The following is a 21,855-nucleotide window of genomic DNA, read 5'->3' as shown; positions in this document are numbered from 1 at the left end:
CCACTAAGACCCTACTTAAATAACAGCATTTGTAATTATCAAATGAATTAGTTTTATAATTATTGGAAGACTATGAATATTTTACGGCTGAATGAAATTCTAGTATGATAATAATATAAATAGATAAATTCGGATGAAGGTTTTCTAAAAAAACCTGGAGGAGCAAGTTATGACTAATAAAATTCTTGTAGTAGACGACGAAGAGCATATCTTAACCTTAATTAAATTCAACCTAGAACAAGCTGGTTTTCAAGTAGTTACAGCTACTGATGGAGACGAAGCACTGCAAAAAGCTACTGACGAAAAACCAGAATTAATCGTTTTAGATTTAATGCTACCGAAAAAAGATGGTATGGAAGTTTGTAAAGAATTAAGATTACAAAGAAATACTACCCCGATATTAATGGTGACGGCGAAAGATGATGAATTTGATAAAGTTTTAGGACTTGAACTTGGTGCGGATGATTATATGACAAAACCATTTAGCCCAAGAGAAGTTGTAGCAAGAGTAAAAGCAATTTTAAGAAGAAGTAAAATAACCGAAACTCCAGTTCAATCTAGTGAAGACACTGATACGTTAATTATTGCTGAATTAAAAATATTACCTGAGTATTATGAAGCTTATTTCCAAGGAGTACAGTTAGAATTAACTCCTAAGGAATTTGAACTTTTACTTTATTTAACCAAAAATAAAGGTAGAGTATTAACTAGAGATCAACTATTAAGTGCTGTGTGGAATTACGATTTTGCAGGTGATACACGAATCGTCGATGTCCATATCAGTCATTTAAGAGAAAAAATTGAACAAGATTCAAAAAAACCAATTTATATTAAAACAATTCGTGGATTAGGGTATAAGTTAGAGGAACCGAGAATCAATGAGTAAACTGAATCGCAAATTGCTTTATGGATTATCTATTATTATTATCATCATTTTAATTATTTTAGGTGTCATTTTAGGGCAAACATTTAAATCGTTTTATCTGACAAACTATGATCAGAGAATTGAAAAAGAAACGAATTTATTATCAACATTTTTGGAATCTCATATTCCGTTAACAAATAATATATCTAATCAAACGATGAATAAAATTTCGAAGGATTTAAATATTGAAGTATATTTATATGGTGATCATAATAATTTAATCGCTAAATCTAGTAATCAAGATAATACACTAAATCTCTCAGATAAAAAGTTAAAGGAATTTATTTCTAGACTTGATCAATCTAATGAGCCCGTTAAATTTAAACAAAAAGACTCTGATGCTAGATATTTTGGAAATAAAATAAATGATCAAAAAGGAAATAAACAATATTTATTGATTGATTATTCGATTAAATCAATAAAGGAAGTTTATCGCAGTATATGGATCTTATTAATATCCTTGTTAGGTATTGTCTTAGTAGCAATTATTGTGTTAGTTATTCGATATTCGCATCAATTTTCAAAACCAATTGAGGATATAACCCAGGTAGCTCTTGAGTTGTCAAAAGGAAACTATAAGGCAAGAACATACACTGAAAGTAACGAAATGACTACTACATTAAGCCAAGCGATGAATGTATTAGCTAAAAATCTTCAAGAAATGACGATGCAACAAGAAATGCAGCAAGATCGATTAAATACTCTTATACATAATATTGGTAGTGGTGTTGTCTTAATCAATAGTAGAGGACACGTCAATCTAATCAATAAAACGTATAAGGAGATTTTTAAAGTTGATTCAAGAAGCATTATTGATGAGTTGTATTATGATGCTTTTACACATAATGAAATTATTGAAATTGTTGAAGAAATCTTCTTAAAAGAAGTGAAGGTCAGAAGACAAATAACACTCCCATTATCAATTGAGAGAAAACATTTTGAGGTTTACGGTGCACCAATCATTGGGATAAATCATGAATGGAAAGGGATTGTACTAGTTTTCCACGACATAAGTGAATTGAAAAAACTGGAGCAAGTTCGAAAGGATTTCTTCGCAAATGTATCTCATGAATTAAAGACACCGATTACATCGATAAAAGGTTTTACAGAAACGCTACTGGATGGAGCAATGGAAAATGAGGAATTATGCAAAAATTTCTTAACGATTATCCTGACTGAAAGTGATCGAATGCAAACTTTAATCCAGGATTTACTAGATCTATCTAAAATTGAACAACAGAATTTTAAATTGGATCGAACAAATGTCTCAATAAATAACATTATTGAAGATGTTCAGCAAATGCTTAAACAAAAGGCTGAAGAGAAAAACATCGATTTCAAAACATATTTAAAAAGTCCATTAGTTGTTAATGGAGATGCTTTGAGATTAAAACAAGTATTTATCAACCTTATGGATAATGCAATTCATTATACTCCAGCAGGTGGGAAAGTATTTATTACTTCTACTGAAACAGACGATCAAATTATCGTTCGTGTTAATGATACAGGTGTAGGGATTGGGAAAAATGAAATTTCTCGTATTTTTGAACGGTTCTATCGCGTAGATAAAGCAAGAAGTAGAAATTCTGGAGGCACTGGGCTAGGATTAGCAATCGTGAAGCATTTAGTTGAAGCCCATAAAGGTAAAATAGAAGTTGAAAGTAAACTTGGATTTGGGACATCATTTATTGTAACGTTAAATAAAGATTTAAATATATAACAATTTACATTGTTTTTACAGTAGGTTTAATAATAGTTAATATAAAATTGTTATGATAATGATGAAAACCCCTTCATCCAAGGAGTTGTCTTGAAACCGGAAGTTAATTCTACTTCCGGGATTTTTTTTGTAATAGCTCTGTTAGTTTATTAAGTGTTTTTTCATAATACTAAGACCTTTATTAAAAAGAAATTAGAGATATTTACTAAATATTGTATAATTATTGTAAACAATTTGAGAGGAAGTTTTCTTAAGTGAATTTAACAGATGTAAGTTTATTAGCAATCTTATTTTCGGCAATTTCAAATACAATTATTGGAACCTTATGGTACTCACCTTTACTTTTTGCAAATATCTGGATGAAGGGTATGGGAAAGAAAAAAGAGGAAATTGATATGAAAGGTGCTAATTTAGGTTATTTACTAAATATTTTGGCTTCATTTATATCAGCTTATGTACTTTCAGTCTTTATCAATTTAATCGATCATGTAACTATTCTTGATGGTGCATTAGTAGGTTTCTTGGCTGGGTTTGGTATTGCAGCATGTAGAGAAGTTTCACCTACTTTCTTTGAAGGACGCCGTAGAATCTTATTTTTCATAAGCTCAGGCTATCATATTGTTGCTTTAACAGTAATGGGGATTATTATTGCTGCATTTGCTTAGTAAGTTTTCATAAGAGAAAATTTAAATCATTAAAAGAGGAAACCAATTAGGTTACTTCTTTTTTATTTACTATGATATTACTTTTGTAAAAGTTGGGGAAATTATGATTATAAGAATTAACAGGGGAGGTTTACAAATGTATGAATACGAATTTGTGAAAGTTAATACTAAATCCTCAAATCGTCATTATTATGATGTAGTTGGAAATTATGCAAAAAGTGGATGGCGATTACATCAAGTACTAAATAATCAGCAAGCTCAGGAAGTAGCCTGTGTCGAATTAATATTCGAAAGGGAAATACTCAGCTAAAAAGAAGGCAGTCATTTGATTCAATTTCTATAGGTTAAACAATAATCCAACAAGAAGGATTAAAACCTATGGAACTAAAGAATCTTAAAGGCTGCCTCTTTTTCTTTTCTATATAGTTCGTGTTAAAATAGAAAAAAGGAAAAAATTGAAAAAAGTATAATTAATAAATTTATTGATCGATTTTAAATCGTATTATATAAGGTGATATTAGTTGCTTATGCTTGTCGGGGCTGACCAAGGCACTTCCGCATTTCGTGGTGTCTAGCTCCAGGCGTTAGCAGCTCGAGGTCATAAGCCAAATTCTAGTAAAGGTAAAAATCAACCTTTACTAGAACCTGTCTTATGCTTGTCGCTGCTGAACAAACGCCTTCCGCATTTCATAATTTGGAGGTTTTATTTTGAAGAAGAAGTTAATTTTAATCGATGGAAATAGTATTGCCTATAGGGCTTTTTTTGCTTTACCTCTTTTAAGTAATGATAAGGGTGTTCATACAAATGCAATTTATGGGTTTACGATGATGCTTATGAAGATCCTTGAGGATGAAAATCCAAGTCATATGTTAGTAGCATTTGATGCAGGTAAAACAACATTTAGACATAGTACTTTTAAAGAATATAAAGGCGGAAGACAAAAAACGCCACCTGAATTAAGTGAACAATTTCCTCTAGTTCGTCAATTATTAGATACATATGGAATAGCTCGATATGAACTTGAGAATTATGAGGCTGACGATATTATCGGTACTCTTGCTGGTCAAGCTTCAAAAGAAGATTATGAAGTGAAAGTTATTTCAGGAGACCGAGATTTATTGCAACTTGTGGATGAACGGGTCACTGTTAGTATGACTAAAAAGGGAATTACTGAAGTTGAGGAATTTACTCCTGAAGCTATTAATGAAAAATATGAGATTACTCCTGAACAAATTATTGATATGAAGGGGTTGATGGGGGATAAATCTGATAATATACCTGGTGTCCCTGGAATAGGTGAAAAAACTGCAATTAAACTTTTAAAGCAATTTAATACAGTTGAGGGTGTATATGAGCATATTGATGAAATAAGCGGAGCCAAGCTAGTTCAGAATTTAAGTGAGAATAAAGAGCAAGCAATCATGAGTAAAAAATTAGCAACAATTAAAACAGATTCTCCAATCGAGTTGACAGTTAGCGATACAGTTAGACCAGATGCTGAATTGAATAAAGTTGCTGAATTTTTTAAATCACTTGGTTTTACTTCTTTACTTGCGAAATTAGGTGTTTCATCAGAAAACGGACCAACTGAAGAACTTGAAGAAATAAATTATGAAACGCTTGATTCGATTGATGAAAACCATCTTTCAAATCATTCAAGCTTAATAGTAGAGATGATTGGCGAAAATTATCATAGTGAAATCATACAAGGGTTCGGGTTATCAAATGATAAGGGAAATTTCTTTATCCCAACAAAGGTTGGATTAGAGTCGACAGTTTTTAAAAATTGGTTAGAAGATAAAACTGTGGAAAAGAATGTTTACGATGCGAAGGGCGCATATGTAGCGTTGAAATGGAAGGGAATAAATCTTCAAGGTGTAGATTTTGATCCTTTACTTGCTTCATATATAAATGATCCTGCTCAATCGAATAAAGAATTTGGCGATATTGTAAACGGAAAAATTAATTTTTCGATTCAAACAGCGGAATTTATATATGGCAAAGGTGCTAAACAAACTCAGCCTACTGAAGAAGTATTAGCAGATTATATCGTTCGAAAGGCAATTGCAATTAGTATGCTGAGAGAATCTCTTGAAGAAGCGCTTCGTCAAAATAGCCAATTTGAACTTTTAACTGAACTGGAGTTACCTTTAACATTCATTTTAGGTGATATGGAATTTGAAGGAGTAACTGTTCGTGAAGAAACTCTTCGAACAATGGGAACTGAATTGGCGATTACATTAAAAGACCTTGAAGAGAAAATCTTTGAACATGCAGGAGAAAACTTTAATATTAATTCTCCAAAACAACTTGGCGTAATTTTGTTTGAAAAACTAAATTTACCATCAGGCAAAAAGACAAAAACAGGTTATTCGACTTCTGCAGACGTACTAGAAAAATTGGAAAATGAGCATGAAATTATTCGATTAATACTTCATTATCGACAAGTTGGTAAGTTGAATTCAACTTATGTTGAGGGGTTATTGAAAGTTATTAATCCGAATGATTCAAAAGTTCATACTCGATTTAATCAAGTATTAGCACAAACTGGACGATTAAGCTCGATTGACCCGAATTTACAAAATATTCCTATTCGTCTTGAAGAAGGTAGGAAAATTAGAAAAGCTTTTGTAGCTTCAAAAAAAGATTGGGTTATTTTTGCAGCAGACTACTCCCAAATCGAATTAAGAGTATTAGCGCATATCGCCCAAGACGACAATTTAATGGAAGCCTTCAAAAATGATTTCGATGTTCATACGAAAACTGCAATGGACGTTTTCCACGTTAGTGCAGATGAAGTTACAAGTAATATGAGGAGACAAGCTAAAGCTGTAAACTTTGGAATCGTTTATGGAATTAGCGACTATGGTCTATCTCAGGGTCTGGGTATTACACGTAGGGAAGCATCTACTTTTATTGAAAAATATTTTGCAAGTTATCCTAAAGTAAAAGATTATATGTCTGATATTATTCAAAAAGCAAAATTAGATGGTTTTGTTAGTACGATTTTGAACAGACGTCGTTATATCCCTGAAATTTCTAGCTCTAACTTTAACGTTCGTGGGTTTGCTGAGCGAACAGCAATGAACACACCGATCCAAGGAAGTGCAGCGGATATAATTAAAAAAGCGATGATTTTATTAGACGAGCGTTTAAAGGCGGAGAAACTCCAAGCGAAATTAATCTTACAAGTACACGATGAATTAATTTTGGAAGCACCAATTGAAGAATTAGCTATTTTAGAAAAACTTGTTCCAGAAGTGATGGAACATGCAGTTGAATTAGTAGTTCCATTAAAAGTGGATTTTAATTCCGGAGAATCATGGTTTGAAGCAAAATAAATAGAATAGGAAGAAAGTGTATGCCAGAATTACCTGAAGTTGAAACGGTTAGACGCACATTAGTAGATTTAGTAGTTGGTAAGACGATTTCTTCTGTGATTGTTTCTTGGGAAAATATTATTAAACAGCCAAAGGATGTCGAAGAATTTCAACTTTTACTACAAGGACAAACTGTTGAGGACGTTAATCGTCGAGGGAAGTTTCTTTTATTTCAATTGACTGATCTAACTCTTGTTTCTCATTTAAGAATGGAAGGGAAATTTCGAGTGTTTCCAACTGAAGAACCTGTTGCACCACATACTCATGTAAGATTTTTATTTGAAGATGGTACAGAGTTACGATATCAAGATGTGCGTAAGTTTGGGACAATGCATTTATTTACTAAAGGTGAAGAATATCGTCAGTCTCCACTTGCTAAATTAGGACCGGAGCCTTTCTCGGACGAGTTTACAGCAAACTATTTAAAAAAGAAAATCCAGAATACCAATCGTAAAATTAAAGTAGTTTTGCTGGATCAAGAATTGGTTGTAGGGTTAGGTAATATCTATGTTGATGAAGTGTTGTTTAGATCTGGTATTCATCCAGAAACGCCTGCATCTCAATTAAAGCTCAAACAAATTAAATTACTAGCTGAAACAATCACTGCAACTTTACACGAAGCTGTAGAATTAGGTGGAAGTACAATTCGCTCTTATGTAAATTCTCAAGGCAAAGTAGGAACTTTCCAAGATATCATTAAAGTTTACGGTCGCAAAGGTTTAGCGTGTCAAAATTGTGGTCAACCAATAGAGAAAATAACTGTTGGTGGGCGAGGAACCTCGTATTGTCCAATATGTCAGCCTAAAAAAAATTAACATACGGTTCCTTTCTTTCATACTATAACTTGAGTACGAAAGAGAGGAGCCTATTTTTTATGGTAAATATGCTATCATTATTACTACTAGCATGCGCATTAAGCCTAGATAGCTGTAGTGTTGGATTTACTTATGGACTTCGAAAAGTAAAGATACCATTAAAATCAATCATTACAATTGCAAGTTGTTCAGGGATCATTTTAATGACCTCAATGGGGATTGGGCATGCAATTACTAACTTTTTTTCTCCTTTATTGGCTAAAAGAATTGGAGGATTCGTTCTTGTATGTATCGGTTTATGGGTGTTATTCCAATTTTACCGATCAAATAAAGGTTCAAATTCCTCAGTCGAAGAAAAGATTGAAGTAGAGGATAAAGTGATTGATTTTGAATTTGAAATATTAGGCATTGTAGTGAAAATATTACGAAAGCCGACTGCTGCCGATTTGGATCGTTCGGGTAGTATTAGAGGTTTAGAAGCGATATTATTAGGATTTGCACTTTCTCTTGATGCATTTGGAGCTGGAATTGGTGCTTCAATGTTAGGTTTTTCTCCGTTGTTAACGGCTGTAGTGACTTCAACTGCTAGCGCATTATTTTTATTGTTTGGAATGAAATTAGGTAATATATTATCCAAAAACTTATGGCTTCAAAAATTAACGTTTTTACCTGGTGTATTTTTAATCTTACTAGGTTTAATGAAAATGTAATCAACTATAGAGCGTATCCGAATGGATTTATTTCCGTTTGGTACCTCTTTAACTTTTTAAGGAGAATAAGATGGGAAAAATTTATGGACTAACTGGTAGCATTGCAAGTGGAAAGAGTACTGTTTCAAATTTTTTTAAGGAATTAAATATTCCAATCGTTGATGCAGATCTTATTGCAAAAGAAGTTGTTGAAATTGGACAACCTGCTTATGTGAAGATTGTTGAGGTGTTTGGTAGCCAAATTTTACTAGAAAATGGTGATATTAATCGACCTTTACTTGGTAGTATAATATTTAATGATAAAGAAAAGCGCTTACAATTAAATTCGATTGTTCATCCAGAGGTTAGACGTGAAATGGTGAAACAAGCTGATACATACTTAGCCAAGGGGGAACCTCTTGTAATATTAGATATACCTCTTTTATATGAGGGTAATTCAATCGAATTAGTTGAAAAGGTGATTGTAGTAAGCGTTTCAGAAGAAACTCAGTTAAAACGATTAATGAAGCGCAATGAATTAACAAAAGAGGATGCACTTTTACGTATCGCTTCTCAAATACCAGTAAAAGAAAAAGAAGCAAGAGCAGACTATGTGATTGATAATAATGGAGACCTTGAGGATACAAAAAGACAAGTTGTTGAGCTTTTAAATAAAATAATTTCATAAATAATGTAAATAGTTTAACCAAAACAAGCGTTATGTGTTATACTAATTAAGGGATATAATAAATCAGTATAACTTAATTGGGGGTTTACTTATGGTAAATGTAGCAATAAATGGATTTGGACGAATTGGGCGCATGGTTTTCCGTCAGGCAATTAAAAATCACGATTATAATATCGTTGCAATTAATGCAAGCTACCCTTCTGAGACTTTAGCGCACTTAATTAAATATGACACTGTTCATGGGAAATTTGACGGTGAGGTTGTAGCAAATGCAGATCATTTAATCGTTGATGGAAAGCGTATTGAGCTAATCAGTGAACGTAATCCTGAGTTACTTCCATGGAAAGAGTTAAATGTTGATATCGTAATTGAAGCAACTGGAAAATTTAACGATGCAGAAAAAGCAAAAATGCATATTAGTGCTGGGGCTCAAAAAGTAATAATTACTGCACCAGGTAAAAATGAGGACATTACAGTTGTTATTGGTGTAAATGATCATGAGTTAGATTTAGATAAACATCATATTATTTCAAATGCATCATGCACTACAAATTGTTTAGCACCTGTTGTAAAAGTATTAGACGAACAATTTGGAATTGTAAATGGTCTAATGACAACAGTTCATTCATTTACAAATGATCAAAAAAATATAGATAATCCACATAAAGATTTACGCCGAGCTCGTGCTTGTAGTCAATCAATTATTCCAACTACTACAGGAGCAGCAAAAGCACTTTCAAAAGTCCTTCCACATTTAAATGGTAAATTACATGGAATGGCTTTACGTGTACCTACTCCAAATGTATCATTAGTTGACTTAGTAGTTGACTTAAAAAGAGATGTTACAGTTGAAGAAATTAATGAAGTTTTCGAAACGGCTTCAAAAGGTTCAATGCATGGTATTATTGAATATTGTAACGAACCATTAGTATCAATTGACTTTAATAGCAATACACATTCAGCGATCATTGATGCACTTTCTACAATGGTAATTGACGGTAGAAAAGTAAAAGTATTAGCATGGTACGATAATGAATGGGGTTATTCAAGAAGAGTTGTAGATTTAGTTTCAATTGTTGCAACTAAAATTAGTAAGCTTGAGACTGTACAAAATTAATTAGAGCAACACAAATTATATTGTAAGCGAATACAAAAGGCTAGAAGATATTGTAAATACAATATCAGCTAGTCTTTTTCTGCTTGTCTCGAAAGGAATACTAATTATGACAGATGGAAGCGGATTCGTAATTTTTACATAATAATTTCACAATTAAACTAAGAAATTACAAAAAAATAAGAATTTATCTTGCAATTCAATTTTAAAAAACGTATACTAACTTTCGTGAACTTCTAAAAGTATAACTAACTACTTAAAGGGTTAGGACCTCTTTGGACTAACTTTCCCCCGTGGTAGTTGATCATACTTTCGCAATAGAAGTCATGCAAAATTATTTAAGGGGGAAATGAATATGGATACTATGGGTCGTCACGTCATTTCAGAACTATGGGGTTGTAATACTGAAAAATTAAATGATATGAAATTTATTGAGGAGACTTTTGTTGATGCTGCATTACGCTCTGGCGCAGAAGTTCGTGAAGTTGCTTTTCACAAGTTCGCTCCTCATGGCGTTAGTGGTGTCGTAATCATTTCAGAATCACACTTAACTATTCACAGTTTTCCTGAGCATGGTTATGCAAGTATTGATGTTTATACTTGTGGTGATAGAATTGATCCGAATGTAGCTGCAAACTTTATCGCTGAAGCTTTAGAAGCTGACACGCGAGAAAATGTTGAGCTACCAAGAGGAATGGGTCCCATTCAAGTTAATAAAGTAAAAGTAGCAAGCGGTAACTAAAAAAACGGAGAGAGGTGATTATTCACCTCTCTTTTTTCGTTTATAATTAGTATGAAAGGACCTCTTCAGCTATTAATGAAAAGTCATTATAAGTCTTGCTCAACCTGTCACTACTTTTCATTGTGTCCAGTTCCAGGCGTTTGCCCCTCGAGGTCATAAGCCAATTTACGGCAAAGGTTAAAAACCAACCTTCACCGTAAACCGTCCAATGCTTGTCAGGGCAGAGCGAACGCCTTCCACTTTTAATTTAAACTTTAGTTTATTTTGAATTTGTTATAGTATAGAGTTATAATAATACGTTTAAACAATATAGTGTTTGGAGTTGAATTTGAACGATGAAATGTCCAACATGTAATTTTAACGGGACGCGAGTTCTTGATAGCAGACCTGTTGACGAAGGTCGGTCAATTAGAAGAAGACGAGAGTGTGAAGAATGTCAACATCGTTTTACTACTTTCGAGCGAGTAGAAGATAATCCTATTTTAGTTGTAAAAAAGGAAGGCGCTCGTGAAGAGTTTAGTAAAGATAAAATGCTAAGAGGTCTTATTAAAGCTTGTGAAAAACGTCCTGTATCTTTATCGCAGCTTGAAGACATTATTAGTAATATAGAAAAAGAATTAAGAAATAGTGGCATTTCAGAAGTTCCGAGTGAGGTTCTTGGTGAAATGGTTATGGATCATTTATCAAAAGTTGATGAAGTAGCTTATGTACGCTTTGCTTCTGTTTATCGTCAATTTAAAGATATTAATGTATTTATAGATGAATTAAAAGATTTAATCAATAAAGAGCGAGGTAAGGACGAATAATACTTCGCTTTTTGATACTAGAAGGGAATGTTTGAATGTCTATTGATAAGCAACATTGGATGGATGTTCTACCTGCTGATCCATACACTGTAATGGCTGCAGGATATTTACATAATTTTCATAGACAAGTTTTGACCATGTTGTATCAGCCAATAATTGGTAGTCAAGCTTTAAGTTTATATATGACGTTGTGGAGTGAATGTGAACAAACAGACCTAAATCCTAATACGTTAACACATCATTCCTTAATGCTTGGAATGAGAAGTAATTTAAAATCGATTTATGAACAAAGGCTTATATTAGAAGGAATCGGTTTACTTAAAGTATTTGAAGGGTATGAAGAAGGTACTAAGAGGCTACTTTATGAGCTTCATTCTCCGCTTGATCCCCACTCTTTTTTCGAAGATCCTATTTTAAATATCTTTCTCTTTAAAACCTTAGGTAAGACCCAATATCAGCGAACAAAAAGTTTCTTTAGTAGACAAGCTTTTTCTAAAGAAGGTTATCGTGATATTTCTAGCTCGTTTGATGCGGTATTCCAAACAATCTCAATGGATCAAATGCATGAATCCCAGCAAAATAATGAGTCAAAACAAAATGAAAATCAGAATACTAGAATATTACAGGATCATCATCCATTAAAAGTTTCCGTGAAAATGGAGCAATTTGATTATGATTTATTTCTTGATGGACTTTCTGACTCATTCGTTCCGAAAAGATCTTTTACACAAGAAGTAAAAGAAACTATTTTGAAACTTGCATTCTTATATGGGATTAATCCAATACAGATGAAGACTATTGTCATGCGTGCACTTAATGATGAGAATAAAATAAATATTGAAACTCTTCGAATCGAGGCAAGGGATTGGTACCAGTTCCAACACCATGAAGCCCTACCGACTATTGTTGAGAAAGTCCAACCTATTCAGCATAGAGAAATGGGAAAAGAACAACCTACAACTCAAGAAGAAAAATTAATACAATGCTTTGAAACAATTTCACCACGTCAATATTTAAAAGAAATTTCTGGCGGGGCAGAACCAAGTGAAGCTGATTTGAAGATTATTGAAGAGATTATGATTGACCAAAAATTATTACCTGGTGTAGCAAATGTGCTGATCGACTATGTAATGATTCGTTTAGATAAAAAACTTTCAAGAAATTATGTAATTAAAATCGCAAGCCATTGGGCAAGAAAAGGTGTAACGACTGTTAAACAAGCGATGGAACTTGCGAGAAAAGAATTTGAAGAAACAAGACAAGGAACAACTGTTGCGAAGGCTAAATCAGGAAATCGACGAAATAAGTCTATTCGAACTGAAATTGTGCCAGATTGGTTACAATCAAATACAACAACTGAGAAGGCAGCAAGTGCACCTCAAACTAATTCTGCAATTGACGAAGAAAGAAAACGCTTAGAAAAAGAACTAGAAATGTTTAAAAATAAGAAGAAACGTTAATGGGAGGACGTAATGGAACCGATTCAAAACGCATTTACTGCATTAATGAAAAATAAACAATTCCAAGATACTTTTGAAAAAATGCGACAAGAAGTCCGCAGTCACCCAAAAATTGCTCCATTTTTGATTGAACATAAAAGTGAAATTACAGATGATATGATAGATAAAAGCCTTGGTAAGCTTTATGAATATATCGGTCAAAGTGTCGAGTGTGAAGATTGTCCAACCTTTGGTGAGTGTAAAAATATGGTACAAGGTTACCATCCTCATTTAATTATTCAAGGGAAACGAATAGATGTTCAATATGATCGTTGCCCTAATGGAATGAAAAATGATAATCGAAAAAAACACGAAGCACTAATTAAATGTCTATACCTACCTAAAGACGTACTACAAGCAACAATGTCGAATCTTTCATTAGAAGATTCAGGTCGATTTGAAGCTATTTCTGCAGCGCGTCAATTCATAATGAATTATGAAAAAGGGAAAATGAGTCAAGGGTTATATTTACATGGTCCTTTTGGAGTTGGAAAAACATATATTCTCGGGGCGATTGCAAATGAATTAGCAGATGAAGAAATTAATTCTATGTTAGTCTATTTACCAGAATTTTTACGAGAAATCAAAAGTTCAATAAGCGAAGGGACTTTAGAAGAAAAGATCGAAGCAGTCAAAAAAGTTGAAGTCTTAATGTTAGATGATATAGGTGCCGAACAAATGTCTAGTTGGGCTAGAGATGAGATATTAGGTACGATTCTTCAATACCGTATGCTTGAAAAACTACCTACTTTCTTCACTTCAAATGCCGATTTAAATCAACTAGAACATCATTTAACATATTCACAACGTGGAGAAGAAGAAAAAGTAAAAGCGGCTCGAATTGTGGATCGTGTTAAATATTTGGCGAAACCAATAAGCATTTCTGGTTCAAATAGAAGACATTTCTCTTAAAAAAAATTAAATAAATGACGTAAAATCACTAATTACTAAATAACTATGTGATTTTGCGTCATTTTTTAATTATCCCCTTAATATATATAGGACTAGGTGGTGCTTGAAAGGGGGGAACAGGGTGATTGAAATTTTTTTCAATGAACCCATTGATGCAGCTTATGTCTACGAACGATTACAAAAACGCTTAAAAAAGCAATCGAGACCATACTTTCTAAGAAAACACAAAACGAATACAATTTTAATAACTTTTCCTCAAAACACTGAAGATATAATAAAAGGTATTTTAGTTCCAACGCTAGTACAATTTATTTTACTTCGAAAAGAAGATAAATGGATGCAGTCCATTTTACATACATCTTTTTTCTATGAGGAAGACGAGCAACACCAAATCATACCAATTGCACAATCATTATTACGCGGTACAAGGCGAAGTGTACCAAATCAAAAGAAAATTAGAAGAAGTAAAATCTTGGTAACAAATGCACTCTTTCAATATTTGAAAGATGGAATAAGTTTTAGTTTTGAGTCATTTATTACTTTCCGCTTAAAAGAGTACTATAAACAGCTTGCTTATGTTTGTGAAATTGCAATTGATGAATATAAGCTCGAGAATGAGTATCAAAATTTAATTGAAAATTTAAGGCAACAAGTTCTGAAATCAGATTCGTTAATTCCAAATGTGCATATCGTTTATGACGGAAAGTTTACACTATACGATCATCTTTTATTACCTTTATCTCGAGAAAGATTAAAAGAATATGGAAAGCTCGTTGAAAACCGAGAATACATTGATAATGAATTAATCGTGCCTTTAGCCGCGATTGCTCCAAAAAGAATCCATTTATACACTTCAACAGTAGATTTAGCTTTAATTGTAACGTTACAAAATATCTTTCAAGAACGCGTACTGATACATACATTACAAGAGTTTTCGCAGGAGAAATCGAAATGAATTTTATAGGAATAAAAAAATGATTGTCATAAATAAGTTTCTTTGCTATAATAAATTTTGTTGCGAACGAAAACACGCTGATATTGACAAACATCATGTCGCTATGTTATAGTAACGTAAGAAAAGAATACTTATTTGTTGAAGTAGAGGCACCCGCTTCTCACCTGGATGACGCATTAAGCTGTTATCAGGTAACAGAATCATTAATTAATTGATACTGTAAGTGTGGGTGTATTTATATACTCACACTTTTTTGTTGAGTTTGAGGATTGCTTCAATGAAACAAATTAATGTAATTCTTACAATACCTTGGAGGTGTTTTACTATTAGCAAAGACATGATGGTAAACGATGGAATTCGTGCGCGTGAAGTTCGATTAATTGGTCCTAACGGAGATCAGCTTGGAATCAAGACAAAACAAGAGGCTCTTGAGTTAGCTTCAAATGTTAACCTTGATCTAGTAATGGTTGCACCAACGGCTAAACCACCTGTATGTCGTATTATGGACTACGGAAAATTCCGTTTCGAGCAACAAAAGAAAGACAAAGAGAGCCGTAAAAACCAAAAAATTATTAGCATGAAAGAAGTTCGTTTAAGTCCAACAATTGATGAACATGACTTTAACACAAAGCTTCGTAATGCAATTAAGTTCTTAGAAAAAGGCGATAAAGTTAAAGCGTCTATTCGATTTAAAGGACGCGCTATTACGCATAAGGAAATTGGACAACGAGTACTTGATCGTTTCTCAACTGCTTGTGCAGAAGTTGCAACTGTTGAGTCACACCCAAAAATGGATGGTCGTAGTATGTTCTTAGTCTTAGCACCTAAAAACGAAAAGTAATTTATTTGAGGAGGAAACACGATATGCCTAAAATGAAAACTCACCGTGGTTCAGCAAAACGTTTTAAAAGAACTGGTTCTGGTAAATTAAAACGTAATTCTGCATACACAAGCCACTTATTCGCTAACAAATCTACAAAAGCAAAACGTAAATTACGTAAAGCTTCATTAGTAAGCAAAGGCGATTTCAAACGTATTCGCTTCATGCTTACAAACATGAAATAAGAACGATAACGGATTAGATATATATCTAGGAGGGAAACAATATGCCAAGAGTTAAAGGCGGTACAGTTACACGCGCTCGTCGTAAAAAGGTTATTAAATTAGCAAAAGGTTATTACGGTTCAAAACATACATTATTCAAAGTTGCAAACCAACAAGTTATGAAATCATTAATGTATGCATACCGTGACCGTCGTCAAAAGAAACGTGATTTCCGTAAATTATGGATCACTCGTATCAACGCGGCTGCTCGTATGAACGGTCTTTCTTACAGCCGTTTAATGCACGGTTTAAAATTAGCTGGAATCGAAGTTAACCGTAAAATGTTAGCTGACCTAGCTGTTACTGATGCAAATGCATTTGCTGAATTAGCAAACGCTGCAAAAGCTAACTTAAAATAATTTAAATAAAAAATCCTTAACATTTAATTGTTAAGGATTTTTCTTCATATAGGTCAATAAATATGCAACTACTTAACAGATAGAATTTACGATAAACAAAACTCTTGTTTCATATTCTTCACGTTTGATTCATGACAAAATTTTGTGAAATTTGATGGGAACAGAAATTCTTCTTCTAACAATTGTAGTGCATTCTCATCATTGTCATATACAGCTACTTGAAGTCTCTTTAAGTAATCTCTACCAGTTTTAACTCTGTTTAAACTATCAAATCGATCCAAGGCAATTTGACCATGACCAGGAATCAAAATGGAAAAATCAAAATCTGTAATATGTTTTTCTGCTTTATCTAACGTACCATAGTAACTCTTCACACTATCAAAAACAATTGGAAGTTCAAAGTCAGATAAATAGTCTCCAGTAATCCAAACTCCCAATTTCTCAATATAGAGGAAAAGCCCATCTTTCGTATGTCCAGGTGCATTAAAAAATAATAAATTTGTATTCCCAATTTGAAGCGTTTGTCCATCTTCCTCAATTATTATATCGAGTTTTGGAAATTGAATAGGTTCAGTAATCTTAATATAATTATCAAGATAAAATTGACGTATTTTTTCTACTTTCGTTTCTTTTTCGGGATGATTATGTAAATTGATACTACCGATTGTCTTCGCCTCTGGAAATGCATGATAGCCAATAATATGATCAAAATCGCCATGTGTAAAATATAAATATACAGGACGTTCTCCTTTAATTGACTCTACATATTGTTGTATCTCTTTTATTTCACCAGGTAACCAAGTCGGATCAACTACGAGTATAAAATCTCCTGTTTCAACAACAGTCGAATTTGTTTGAAATAGTGCACTTTGGAATACTGTTACATGTTCATTTTTGAAGAATGCCATGAAAAAACCCCTTTATTTTTTGATTTGATTGTAAATAGTCATACTAAATATTGTATCAAATAAAATAAAAAACCTTAATGATTGACTTTAGCCAATTATTTAAGGTTTTTTTATTAATCAATTTTATCTTACACGCTTCGGGAAAAAGTTAGGTTTAATGATTGTATCATCATAACGATTATGAAATACATGCGTAGTTGCCGGAGACATAGGAGGTATAAGCCATTTCCAATTTCCAGTTAAATGTCTTCCGCATTCTGCCTCTTTCTTTTCAAATTGAAGAAATTGTTGAGCTGCTGAATGATGGTCAACAATGCTAACGCCATTCTTCTTAAAAGAATGTAAGACAGCTATATTTAATTCAACTAGTGCACGGTCTTTCCATAGTGAACTCACTCTGTTTGTATCTAACCCAATAATGGAAGCGACTTTAGGTAATAAATTATAGCGGAATTCATCTGCAAAATTACGTGCACCTATTTCAGTTCCCATGTACCATCCATTAAATGGAGCAGCACTATATGAAATTCCCCCAATTTCTAAAGTCATATCTGAAATCATGGGAACTGCATACCATTTAGCTTGTAAAGATGAAAAATCATAGTCTGGATGCTCAATTGGTACATCAAGAATTGATTCATTCGGAATTGAAAACCATTTTGGGTTTTTACCATCAATTGAAAACACGATAGGTAAATAATCAAAATTAGTTTTATTTCCTCCCCATCCTAAGCTTTCACATTCTTTTGTAAATTGGATAGAAAGAGGATCTCCGATAACACCGTTTTCTGTTTCATAACCCGCATAACGTAAAAGCTGGTGATTATGAATTTTAATCGAATTATTTTCACCTAAATCTGGCTTAAAGATTGTGATTGTTGGAAGAATTTTCCCTGAATTAGTAGCATGATTTATATGATTTAAAATCTCAACTTGGATACTTTCTTCATCATTAATATGTCGTGCATCTAAAACATGAAGCTTATCCCAAAATAGCCTTCCAATACAACGATTACTATTTCGCCAAGCCATTTTGGCACCATGTTCTAGTTCTTCATACGTATGAGTATAGAATCCAGAAGATTGAATTTCAGATTCAATACTTCTTAAACGTTCTTCAATACGATCTTCAATACTCAATTCTTGATAGCATTGTGTAATAAAGCTTTTTGCCTCTTTATATAAAACAGATTTTGTAATCATTATGATCTCCAAACGAAATATTTAAAATTGTACTTTTACATTGTAAGCTTATTTACACATTGCTTCAAATAATAATCCTAAAAAAATAGTTCTATTTAACTTAATTTGTTAATTTCATGAGAATCCTATGAATTTTATGCGACTAATCAGCAAGTCACCTTGTGTTCAAAGTTTAAACTAATTTTAGGTTTTTCTAACATTGTTGTTTTTTAAAGGGATTAATAATGCAAACTATTGATCTAATAGATGATTGGAGTGGAAGGTGCGAGCCTCTTGCGGGAGCAGTAGGAAAGGTGTGACTCACTCATGCGCATTGCAATGAGATACATCCTACTATAAAGCGAGCATCAATAAGTGGAGAGCTACTAAGCTCCATATAGGAGCATAATAATTAAATTTACATAAGATTTTGTCAAAAGGAATACGTGAATGTATAATATTAGTTGTACATAAACTTTAAAAATAAAAGGATGGATGACCTTGTCTACTTTAGATGCTAAGTTACAAATGTTAAAAGAATTAACAGATGCAAATGGTGTAGCCGGTTTTGAGCATGAACCCCGTGAAGTCATGAAAAAATACATCGCACCCCTTGCAGATCAAGTTACAACGGATAATTTAGGAAGTTTGATTGCAGTTAAAACTGGAGATGCAAATGGTCCAAGAATACTTGTAGCCGGACATCTTGATGAAGTTGGATTTATGGTAACTCAAATAGATGATAAAGGATTCTTACGTTTTCAAACAATAGGTGGCTGGTGGTCACAAGTTATGCTGGCTCAACGTGTTACAATTTCGACAAAAGAAGGTAATGTTGTTGGAGTTATCGGTTCTAAACCGCCACATATTATGAGTGCAGAGGCTAGAAGAAAAGTAGTTGATATAAAAGATATGTTTATTGACATCGGTGCTTCAAGCCGAGAAGAAGCAATGGAATTTGGTGTACGACCAGGTGATCAAGTTGTACCATATTTTGAATTTCAAACGATGAAAAATGAAAAATTATTACTAGCAAAAGCTTGGGATAATCGAATTGGTTGCGCAGTCGCAATCGACGTTTTAGAACAACTACAAAATCAACCTCATCCTAATATCGTTTTTGGCGTAGGTACTGTTCAAGAAGAAGTAGGTCTTCGTGGGGCTAAAACTTCTACATATGCAATTGAGCCTGATATTGGGTTTGCATTAGATGTAGGTGTAGCAGGAGATATGCCAGGTGTTTCTGAAAGAGAAGCACAAGGTAAGTTAGGTAAAGGTCCACAAATCGTTTTATACGATGCATCTATGGTTTCACATAAAGATTTACGTGAATTTGTCGTAAATGTGGCTGAAGAATGTGGAATCCCTTATCAATATGAATCAATGCCAGGTGGTGGCACAGATGCAGGTGCAATGCATATTACAATGAAAGGTGTTCCTGCAATAGCAATTACAATCCCAACGAGATATATTCATTCCCATTCTGGTATACTTCACCGTGATGATTATGAAAATACAGTAAAACTGATTGTAGAAGTTATTAAACGATTAGATCGAGAAACAGTTGAAAAATTAACTTATAATTAATTGGAAAATCCCTCAATGACATTTGAGGGATTTTTTTGTTGGAAACTCATTTACATGTTTCACTCGAGAATTATCTAGAGTTAAAGTGAAAATGTCTTCCATTAAGAGATAGGTAGTTTATGAATTGTAATATAATGTAGCACGTCTAACATCGTTCTGACATATCTTCGTCACATTTTATTGTTACGATGGTATTACAACTTTTAGTAAGATGTGGATAATACGTTGGGATTGGTTATAGCAATGCGTTCTGGTGCGAACTTATTTCTTTTTGATATAAGTACAAATCAAATGGAACTTTTGAAATGACTACTTGTCTTTTTTAATGACTTTGGATAGTTTCTTCTTTTAATTTCTCCAAATTAACTTCAAAATGATATTGAATTTATTTACGTAGTAAATAACATTCATAATTGTCGAATAACGAGTAGCCAAGATCTTTTATAGTACTTGGCTACTTTCGTTTTTCCTTGACTCAAATTAAAAATACAGTTCTTAATGTTCAATTTTGATAGATTACTTGCGCCGGAACTATAACTAATACCAACTGAAATGCTAGTTGTAAGATTCAAAAAAATAATAGTTTTGAGGTGAGATGATGAAATCAAAAGTTGTCGTGAAAAATGTAACGAAGATATTCGGGAAATCTCCAAAAAACGCAATAAAATTGCTTGAGAAAGGATTTTCAAAAAAAGAAATTTTAGAGCAATCAGGAGCTACAATTGGTGTGAATGATGCTAGTTTTGAGATTTATCCTGGGGAAATTTTTGTTGTTATGGGACTTTCGGGCAGTGGTAAATCAACATTAATTCGAATGCTGAATAGATTAATCGAACCGACCACAGGTCAAATATTAATAGATGATGAAGATATTGTGAAAATGAACTCACAAAAGTTAAGAAATGTGAGAAGGAAGAAAATAAGTATGGTATTCCAAAATTTCGCTCTTTTCCCCCATAAGACTGTTCTTGAAAATACGGAATATAGTCTTGAAATTCAAGATATTCCTCCTTCTAATAGAAGAGAAAAAGCTTTGCAATCGTTAGAGATTGTCGGATTAAAAGGGTATGAGAACCAATTTCCGTCACAGTTAAGTGGTGGAATGCAGCAACGGGTAGGTCTTGCAAGGGCTCTTACAAGTGACACAGATATATTACTAATGGATGAAGCTTTCAGTGCACTAGATCCATTAATTCGTAAGGATATGCAGAATGAACTTTTAGAATTACAAGAAACATTGAAAAAAACGATTATATTTATAACGCATGACCTTGATGAAGCTTTGCGAATCGGTGACAGAATTGCACTTATGAAAGACGGCAATATTATTCAAATCGGATCACCGGAAGAAATAATGGTTAATCCCGCTAATGAATATGTAGAACGATTTGTAGAGGATGTAGACCTATCAAAAGTTTTAACGGCAGCGAATGTTCAAAAGCGTGCTGAAAGAATTACCCCAGATCGCGGTCCAAGGGTGGCGCTACAAATAATGAGAGATCAAGGATATTCTAGTATTTTTGTTGTCGATCGTAGACAAAAATTGCTTGGGGCAATTACAGCGGATGATGCTTCGATTGCTCTTAGGGAAAACCAAACAGTTGAAGAAGCCATGCAAAAAAATATTGTAGCGGTTTCTGAGGAGACATTGCTAACTGATGTAATAGAAGCACTTGCAACTTCTGTTCTTCCGCTTGCAGTTGTAGATAATGAAAATAGATTAAAAGGTGTCATTATCCGTGGGGCCGTAATTGGAGCGCTTGCGGGTAAAAAAGACGATTTAAACATAAAAGGAGGTTAAATG

At 33.2% G+C, this 21,855-nt stretch carries 21 protein-coding genes and 1 other annotated feature; of the genes, 19 read left to right on the top strand and 2 right to left on the bottom strand.

Going from position 1 to position 21,855, the window contains the following annotated elements:
- Positions 1–169: 169 nt before the first annotated feature.
- From B7R65_RS11850 to rplT, 17 genes are all read left to right on the top strand, one after another.
- A complete protein-coding gene (locus B7R65_RS11850) occupies positions 170–886 on the top strand; it encodes a response regulator transcription factor (RefSeq protein ID WP_088042996.1) in 717 nt (238 codons plus the stop codon).
- Positions 879–2,645 carry a two-component system histidine kinase PnpS gene (pnpS, locus tag B7R65_RS11845; protein WP_088042995.1) on the top strand — a complete coding sequence of 589 codons (1,767 nt, stop codon included), beginning with the start codon at positions 879–881 and terminating at the stop codon, positions 2,643–2,645. Before B7R65_RS11850 ends, pnpS begins: the two co-directional genes overlap by 8 nt.
- Before the next feature lie 254 nt (positions 2,646–2,899).
- The gene (locus B7R65_RS11840) at positions 2,900–3,310 is read left to right on the top strand and encodes a DUF1761 domain-containing protein (protein ID WP_088042994.1); all 411 of its coding nucleotides are present in this window, start codon (positions 2,900–2,902) and stop codon (positions 3,308–3,310) included.
- Positions 3,311–3,446: 136 nt separating this feature from the next.
- A complete protein-coding gene (locus B7R65_RS11835) occupies positions 3,447–3,620 on the top strand; it encodes a DUF4177 domain-containing protein (protein ID WP_179194848.1) in 174 nt (57 codons plus the stop codon).
- Positions 3,621–4,018: 398 nt separating this feature from the next.
- Positions 4,019–6,652, top strand: coding sequence for a DNA polymerase I (gene polA / locus B7R65_RS11830; protein ID WP_088042992.1), 2,634 nt, complete (start codon positions 4,019–4,021; stop codon positions 6,650–6,652).
- A gap of 20 nt (positions 6,653–6,672) precedes the next feature.
- Entirely contained in the window at positions 6,673–7,506 is an 834-nt protein-coding gene (mutM, locus tag B7R65_RS11825; RefSeq protein WP_088042991.1) for a DNA-formamidopyrimidine glycosylase, read from the top strand.
- Between the two features lie 59 nt (positions 7,507–7,565).
- A complete protein-coding gene (gene ytaF, locus B7R65_RS11820; RefSeq protein WP_088042990.1) occupies positions 7,566–8,216 on the top strand; it encodes a sporulation membrane protein YtaF in 651 nt (216 codons plus the stop codon).
- A gap of 70 nt (positions 8,217–8,286) precedes the next feature.
- A complete protein-coding gene (coaE, locus tag B7R65_RS11815; protein ID WP_088042989.1) occupies positions 8,287–8,883 on the top strand; it encodes a dephospho-CoA kinase in 597 nt (198 codons plus the stop codon).
- A 91-nt stretch (positions 8,884–8,974) separates the two neighbouring features.
- The gene (locus B7R65_RS11810) at positions 8,975–10,000 is read left to right on the top strand and encodes a glyceraldehyde-3-phosphate dehydrogenase (protein WP_088042988.1); all 1,026 of its coding nucleotides are present in this window, start codon (positions 8,975–8,977) and stop codon (positions 9,998–10,000) included.
- A gap of 352 nt (positions 10,001–10,352) precedes the next feature.
- On the top strand, positions 10,353–10,739 hold the full coding sequence (speD, locus tag B7R65_RS11805) for an adenosylmethionine decarboxylase (RefSeq protein WP_088042987.1): 387 nt from the start codon (positions 10,353–10,355) through the stop codon (positions 10,737–10,739).
- A 335-nt stretch (positions 10,740–11,074) separates the two neighbouring features.
- Positions 11,075–11,545 (top strand): transcriptional regulator NrdR, encoded by a 471-nt coding sequence (nrdR, locus tag B7R65_RS11800; RefSeq protein WP_088042986.1) that lies wholly within the window; start codon positions 11,075–11,077, stop codon positions 11,543–11,545.
- 35 nt (positions 11,546–11,580) lie between these two features.
- Positions 11,581–13,005 (top strand): replication initiation and membrane attachment family protein, encoded by a 1,425-nt coding sequence (locus tag B7R65_RS11795; RefSeq protein ID WP_088042985.1) that lies wholly within the window; start codon positions 11,581–11,583, stop codon positions 13,003–13,005.
- Between the two features lie 12 nt (positions 13,006–13,017).
- Complete coding sequence (dnaI, locus tag B7R65_RS11790; protein ID WP_088042984.1) at positions 13,018–13,956, top strand: primosomal protein DnaI; 939 nt, start codon at positions 13,018–13,020, stop codon at positions 13,954–13,956.
- Positions 13,957–14,077: 121 nt separating this feature from the next.
- Complete coding sequence (gene ytxC, locus B7R65_RS11785; RefSeq protein WP_179194847.1) at positions 14,078–14,911, top strand: sporulation protein YtxC; 834 nt, start codon at positions 14,078–14,080, stop codon at positions 14,909–14,911.
- Positions 14,912–15,046: 135 nt separating this feature from the next.
- Positions 15,047–15,172 (top strand) — a sequence feature (ribosomal protein L20 leader region).
- Positions 15,173–15,248: 76 nt separating this feature from the next.
- On the top strand, positions 15,249–15,752 hold the full coding sequence (infC, locus tag B7R65_RS11780; RefSeq protein WP_069034593.1) for a translation initiation factor IF-3: 504 nt from the start codon (positions 15,249–15,251) through the stop codon (positions 15,750–15,752).
- Between the two features lie 23 nt (positions 15,753–15,775).
- Positions 15,776–15,976, top strand: coding sequence for a 50S ribosomal protein L35 (gene rpmI / locus B7R65_RS11775; protein WP_088042981.1), 201 nt, complete (start codon positions 15,776–15,778; stop codon positions 15,974–15,976).
- Positions 15,977–16,017: 41 nt separating this feature from the next.
- Positions 16,018–16,374: a 50S ribosomal protein L20 gene (gene rplT, locus B7R65_RS11770; RefSeq protein ID WP_088042980.1), complete on the top strand. Its 357-nt coding sequence runs from the start codon at positions 16,018–16,020 to the stop codon at positions 16,372–16,374.
- Positions 16,375–16,460: 86 nt separating this feature from the next.
- Here the strand turns inward: rplT and B7R65_RS11765 are convergent, their stop codons facing one another.
- Together B7R65_RS11765 and B7R65_RS11760 are read right to left on the bottom strand one after the other, a co-directional pair.
- Positions 16,461–17,282 (bottom strand): MBL fold metallo-hydrolase, encoded by an 822-nt coding sequence (locus B7R65_RS11765; RefSeq protein ID WP_088042979.1) that lies wholly within the window; start codon positions 17,280–17,282, stop codon positions 16,461–16,463.
- Positions 17,283–17,405: 123 nt separating this feature from the next.
- Positions 17,406–18,485: a nitric oxide synthase oxygenase gene (locus B7R65_RS11760; RefSeq protein ID WP_088042978.1), complete on the bottom strand. Its 1,080-nt coding sequence runs from the start codon at positions 18,483–18,485 to the stop codon at positions 17,406–17,408.
- A gap of 474 nt (positions 18,486–18,959) precedes the next feature.
- Here B7R65_RS11760 and B7R65_RS11755 point away from each other — a divergent pair, with 474 nt between their 5' ends.
- Both B7R65_RS11755 and B7R65_RS11750 read left to right on the top strand, forming a co-directional pair.
- Positions 18,960–20,051: a M42 family metallopeptidase gene (locus tag B7R65_RS11755; protein WP_373419572.1), complete on the top strand. Its 1,092-nt coding sequence runs from the start codon at positions 18,960–18,962 to the stop codon at positions 20,049–20,051.
- 598 nt (positions 20,052–20,649) lie between these two features.
- On the top strand, positions 20,650–21,852 hold the full coding sequence (locus B7R65_RS11750) for a quaternary amine ABC transporter ATP-binding protein (protein WP_088042976.1): 1,203 nt from the start codon (positions 20,650–20,652) through the stop codon (positions 21,850–21,852).
- The last annotated feature ends 3 nt before the right edge of the window (positions 21,853–21,855 follow it).

This window comes from Bacillus sp. EAC (assembly GCF_002156875.1).
In the GTDB taxonomy this organism is placed as follows: domain Bacteria; phylum Bacillota; class Bacilli; order Bacillales; family Bacillaceae_G; genus Gottfriedia.
The sequence above is the reverse complement of the archived record's forward strand: the minus strand, read 5'-3'. Positions and strand labels throughout refer to the sequence as shown.

Coding starts and splice junctions, on each gene's coding strand:
- B7R65_RS11850 (WP_088042996.1), top strand. CDS start 170: ATGACTAATAAAATTCTTGTAGTAGACGACGAAGAGCATATCTTAACC.
- pnpS (WP_088042995.1), top strand. CDS start 879: ATGAGTAAACTGAATCGCAAATTGCTTTATGGATTATCTATTATTATT.
- B7R65_RS11835 (WP_179194848.1), top strand. CDS start 3,447: ATGTATGAATACGAATTTGTGAAAGTTAATACTAAATCCTCAAATCGT.
- mutM (WP_088042991.1), top strand. CDS start 6,673: ATGCCAGAATTACCTGAAGTTGAAACGGTTAGACGCACATTAGTAGAT.
- ytaF (WP_088042990.1), top strand. CDS start 7,566: ATGGTAAATATGCTATCATTATTACTACTAGCATGCGCATTAAGCCTA.
- coaE (WP_088042989.1), top strand. CDS start 8,287: ATGGGAAAAATTTATGGACTAACTGGTAGCATTGCAAGTGGAAAGAGT.
- B7R65_RS11810 (WP_088042988.1), top strand. CDS start 8,975: ATGGTAAATGTAGCAATAAATGGATTTGGACGAATTGGGCGCATGGTT.
- speD (WP_088042987.1), top strand. CDS start 10,353: ATGGATACTATGGGTCGTCACGTCATTTCAGAACTATGGGGTTGTAAT.
- nrdR (WP_088042986.1), top strand. CDS start 11,075: ATGAAATGTCCAACATGTAATTTTAACGGGACGCGAGTTCTTGATAGC.
- B7R65_RS11795 (WP_088042985.1), top strand. CDS start 11,581: ATGTCTATTGATAAGCAACATTGGATGGATGTTCTACCTGCTGATCCA.
- dnaI (WP_088042984.1), top strand. CDS start 13,018: ATGGAACCGATTCAAAACGCATTTACTGCATTAATGAAAAATAAACAA.
- infC (WP_069034593.1), top strand. CDS start 15,249: ATGATGGTAAACGATGGAATTCGTGCGCGTGAAGTTCGATTAATTGGT.
- rpmI (WP_088042981.1), top strand. CDS start 15,776: ATGCCTAAAATGAAAACTCACCGTGGTTCAGCAAAACGTTTTAAAAGA.
- rplT (WP_088042980.1), top strand. CDS start 16,018: ATGCCAAGAGTTAAAGGCGGTACAGTTACACGCGCTCGTCGTAAAAAG.
- B7R65_RS11765 (WP_088042979.1), bottom strand. CDS start 17,282: ATGGCATTCTTCAAAAATGAACATGTAACAGTATTCCAAAGTGCACTA.
- B7R65_RS11760 (WP_088042978.1), bottom strand. CDS start 18,485: ATGATTACAAAATCTGTTTTATATAAAGAGGCAAAAAGCTTTATTACA.
- B7R65_RS11755 (WP_373419572.1), top strand. CDS start 18,960: ATGACCTTGTCTACTTTAGATGCTAAGTTACAAATGTTAAAAGAATTA.
- B7R65_RS11750 (WP_088042976.1), top strand. CDS start 20,650: ATGAAATCAAAAGTTGTCGTGAAAAATGTAACGAAGATATTCGGGAAA.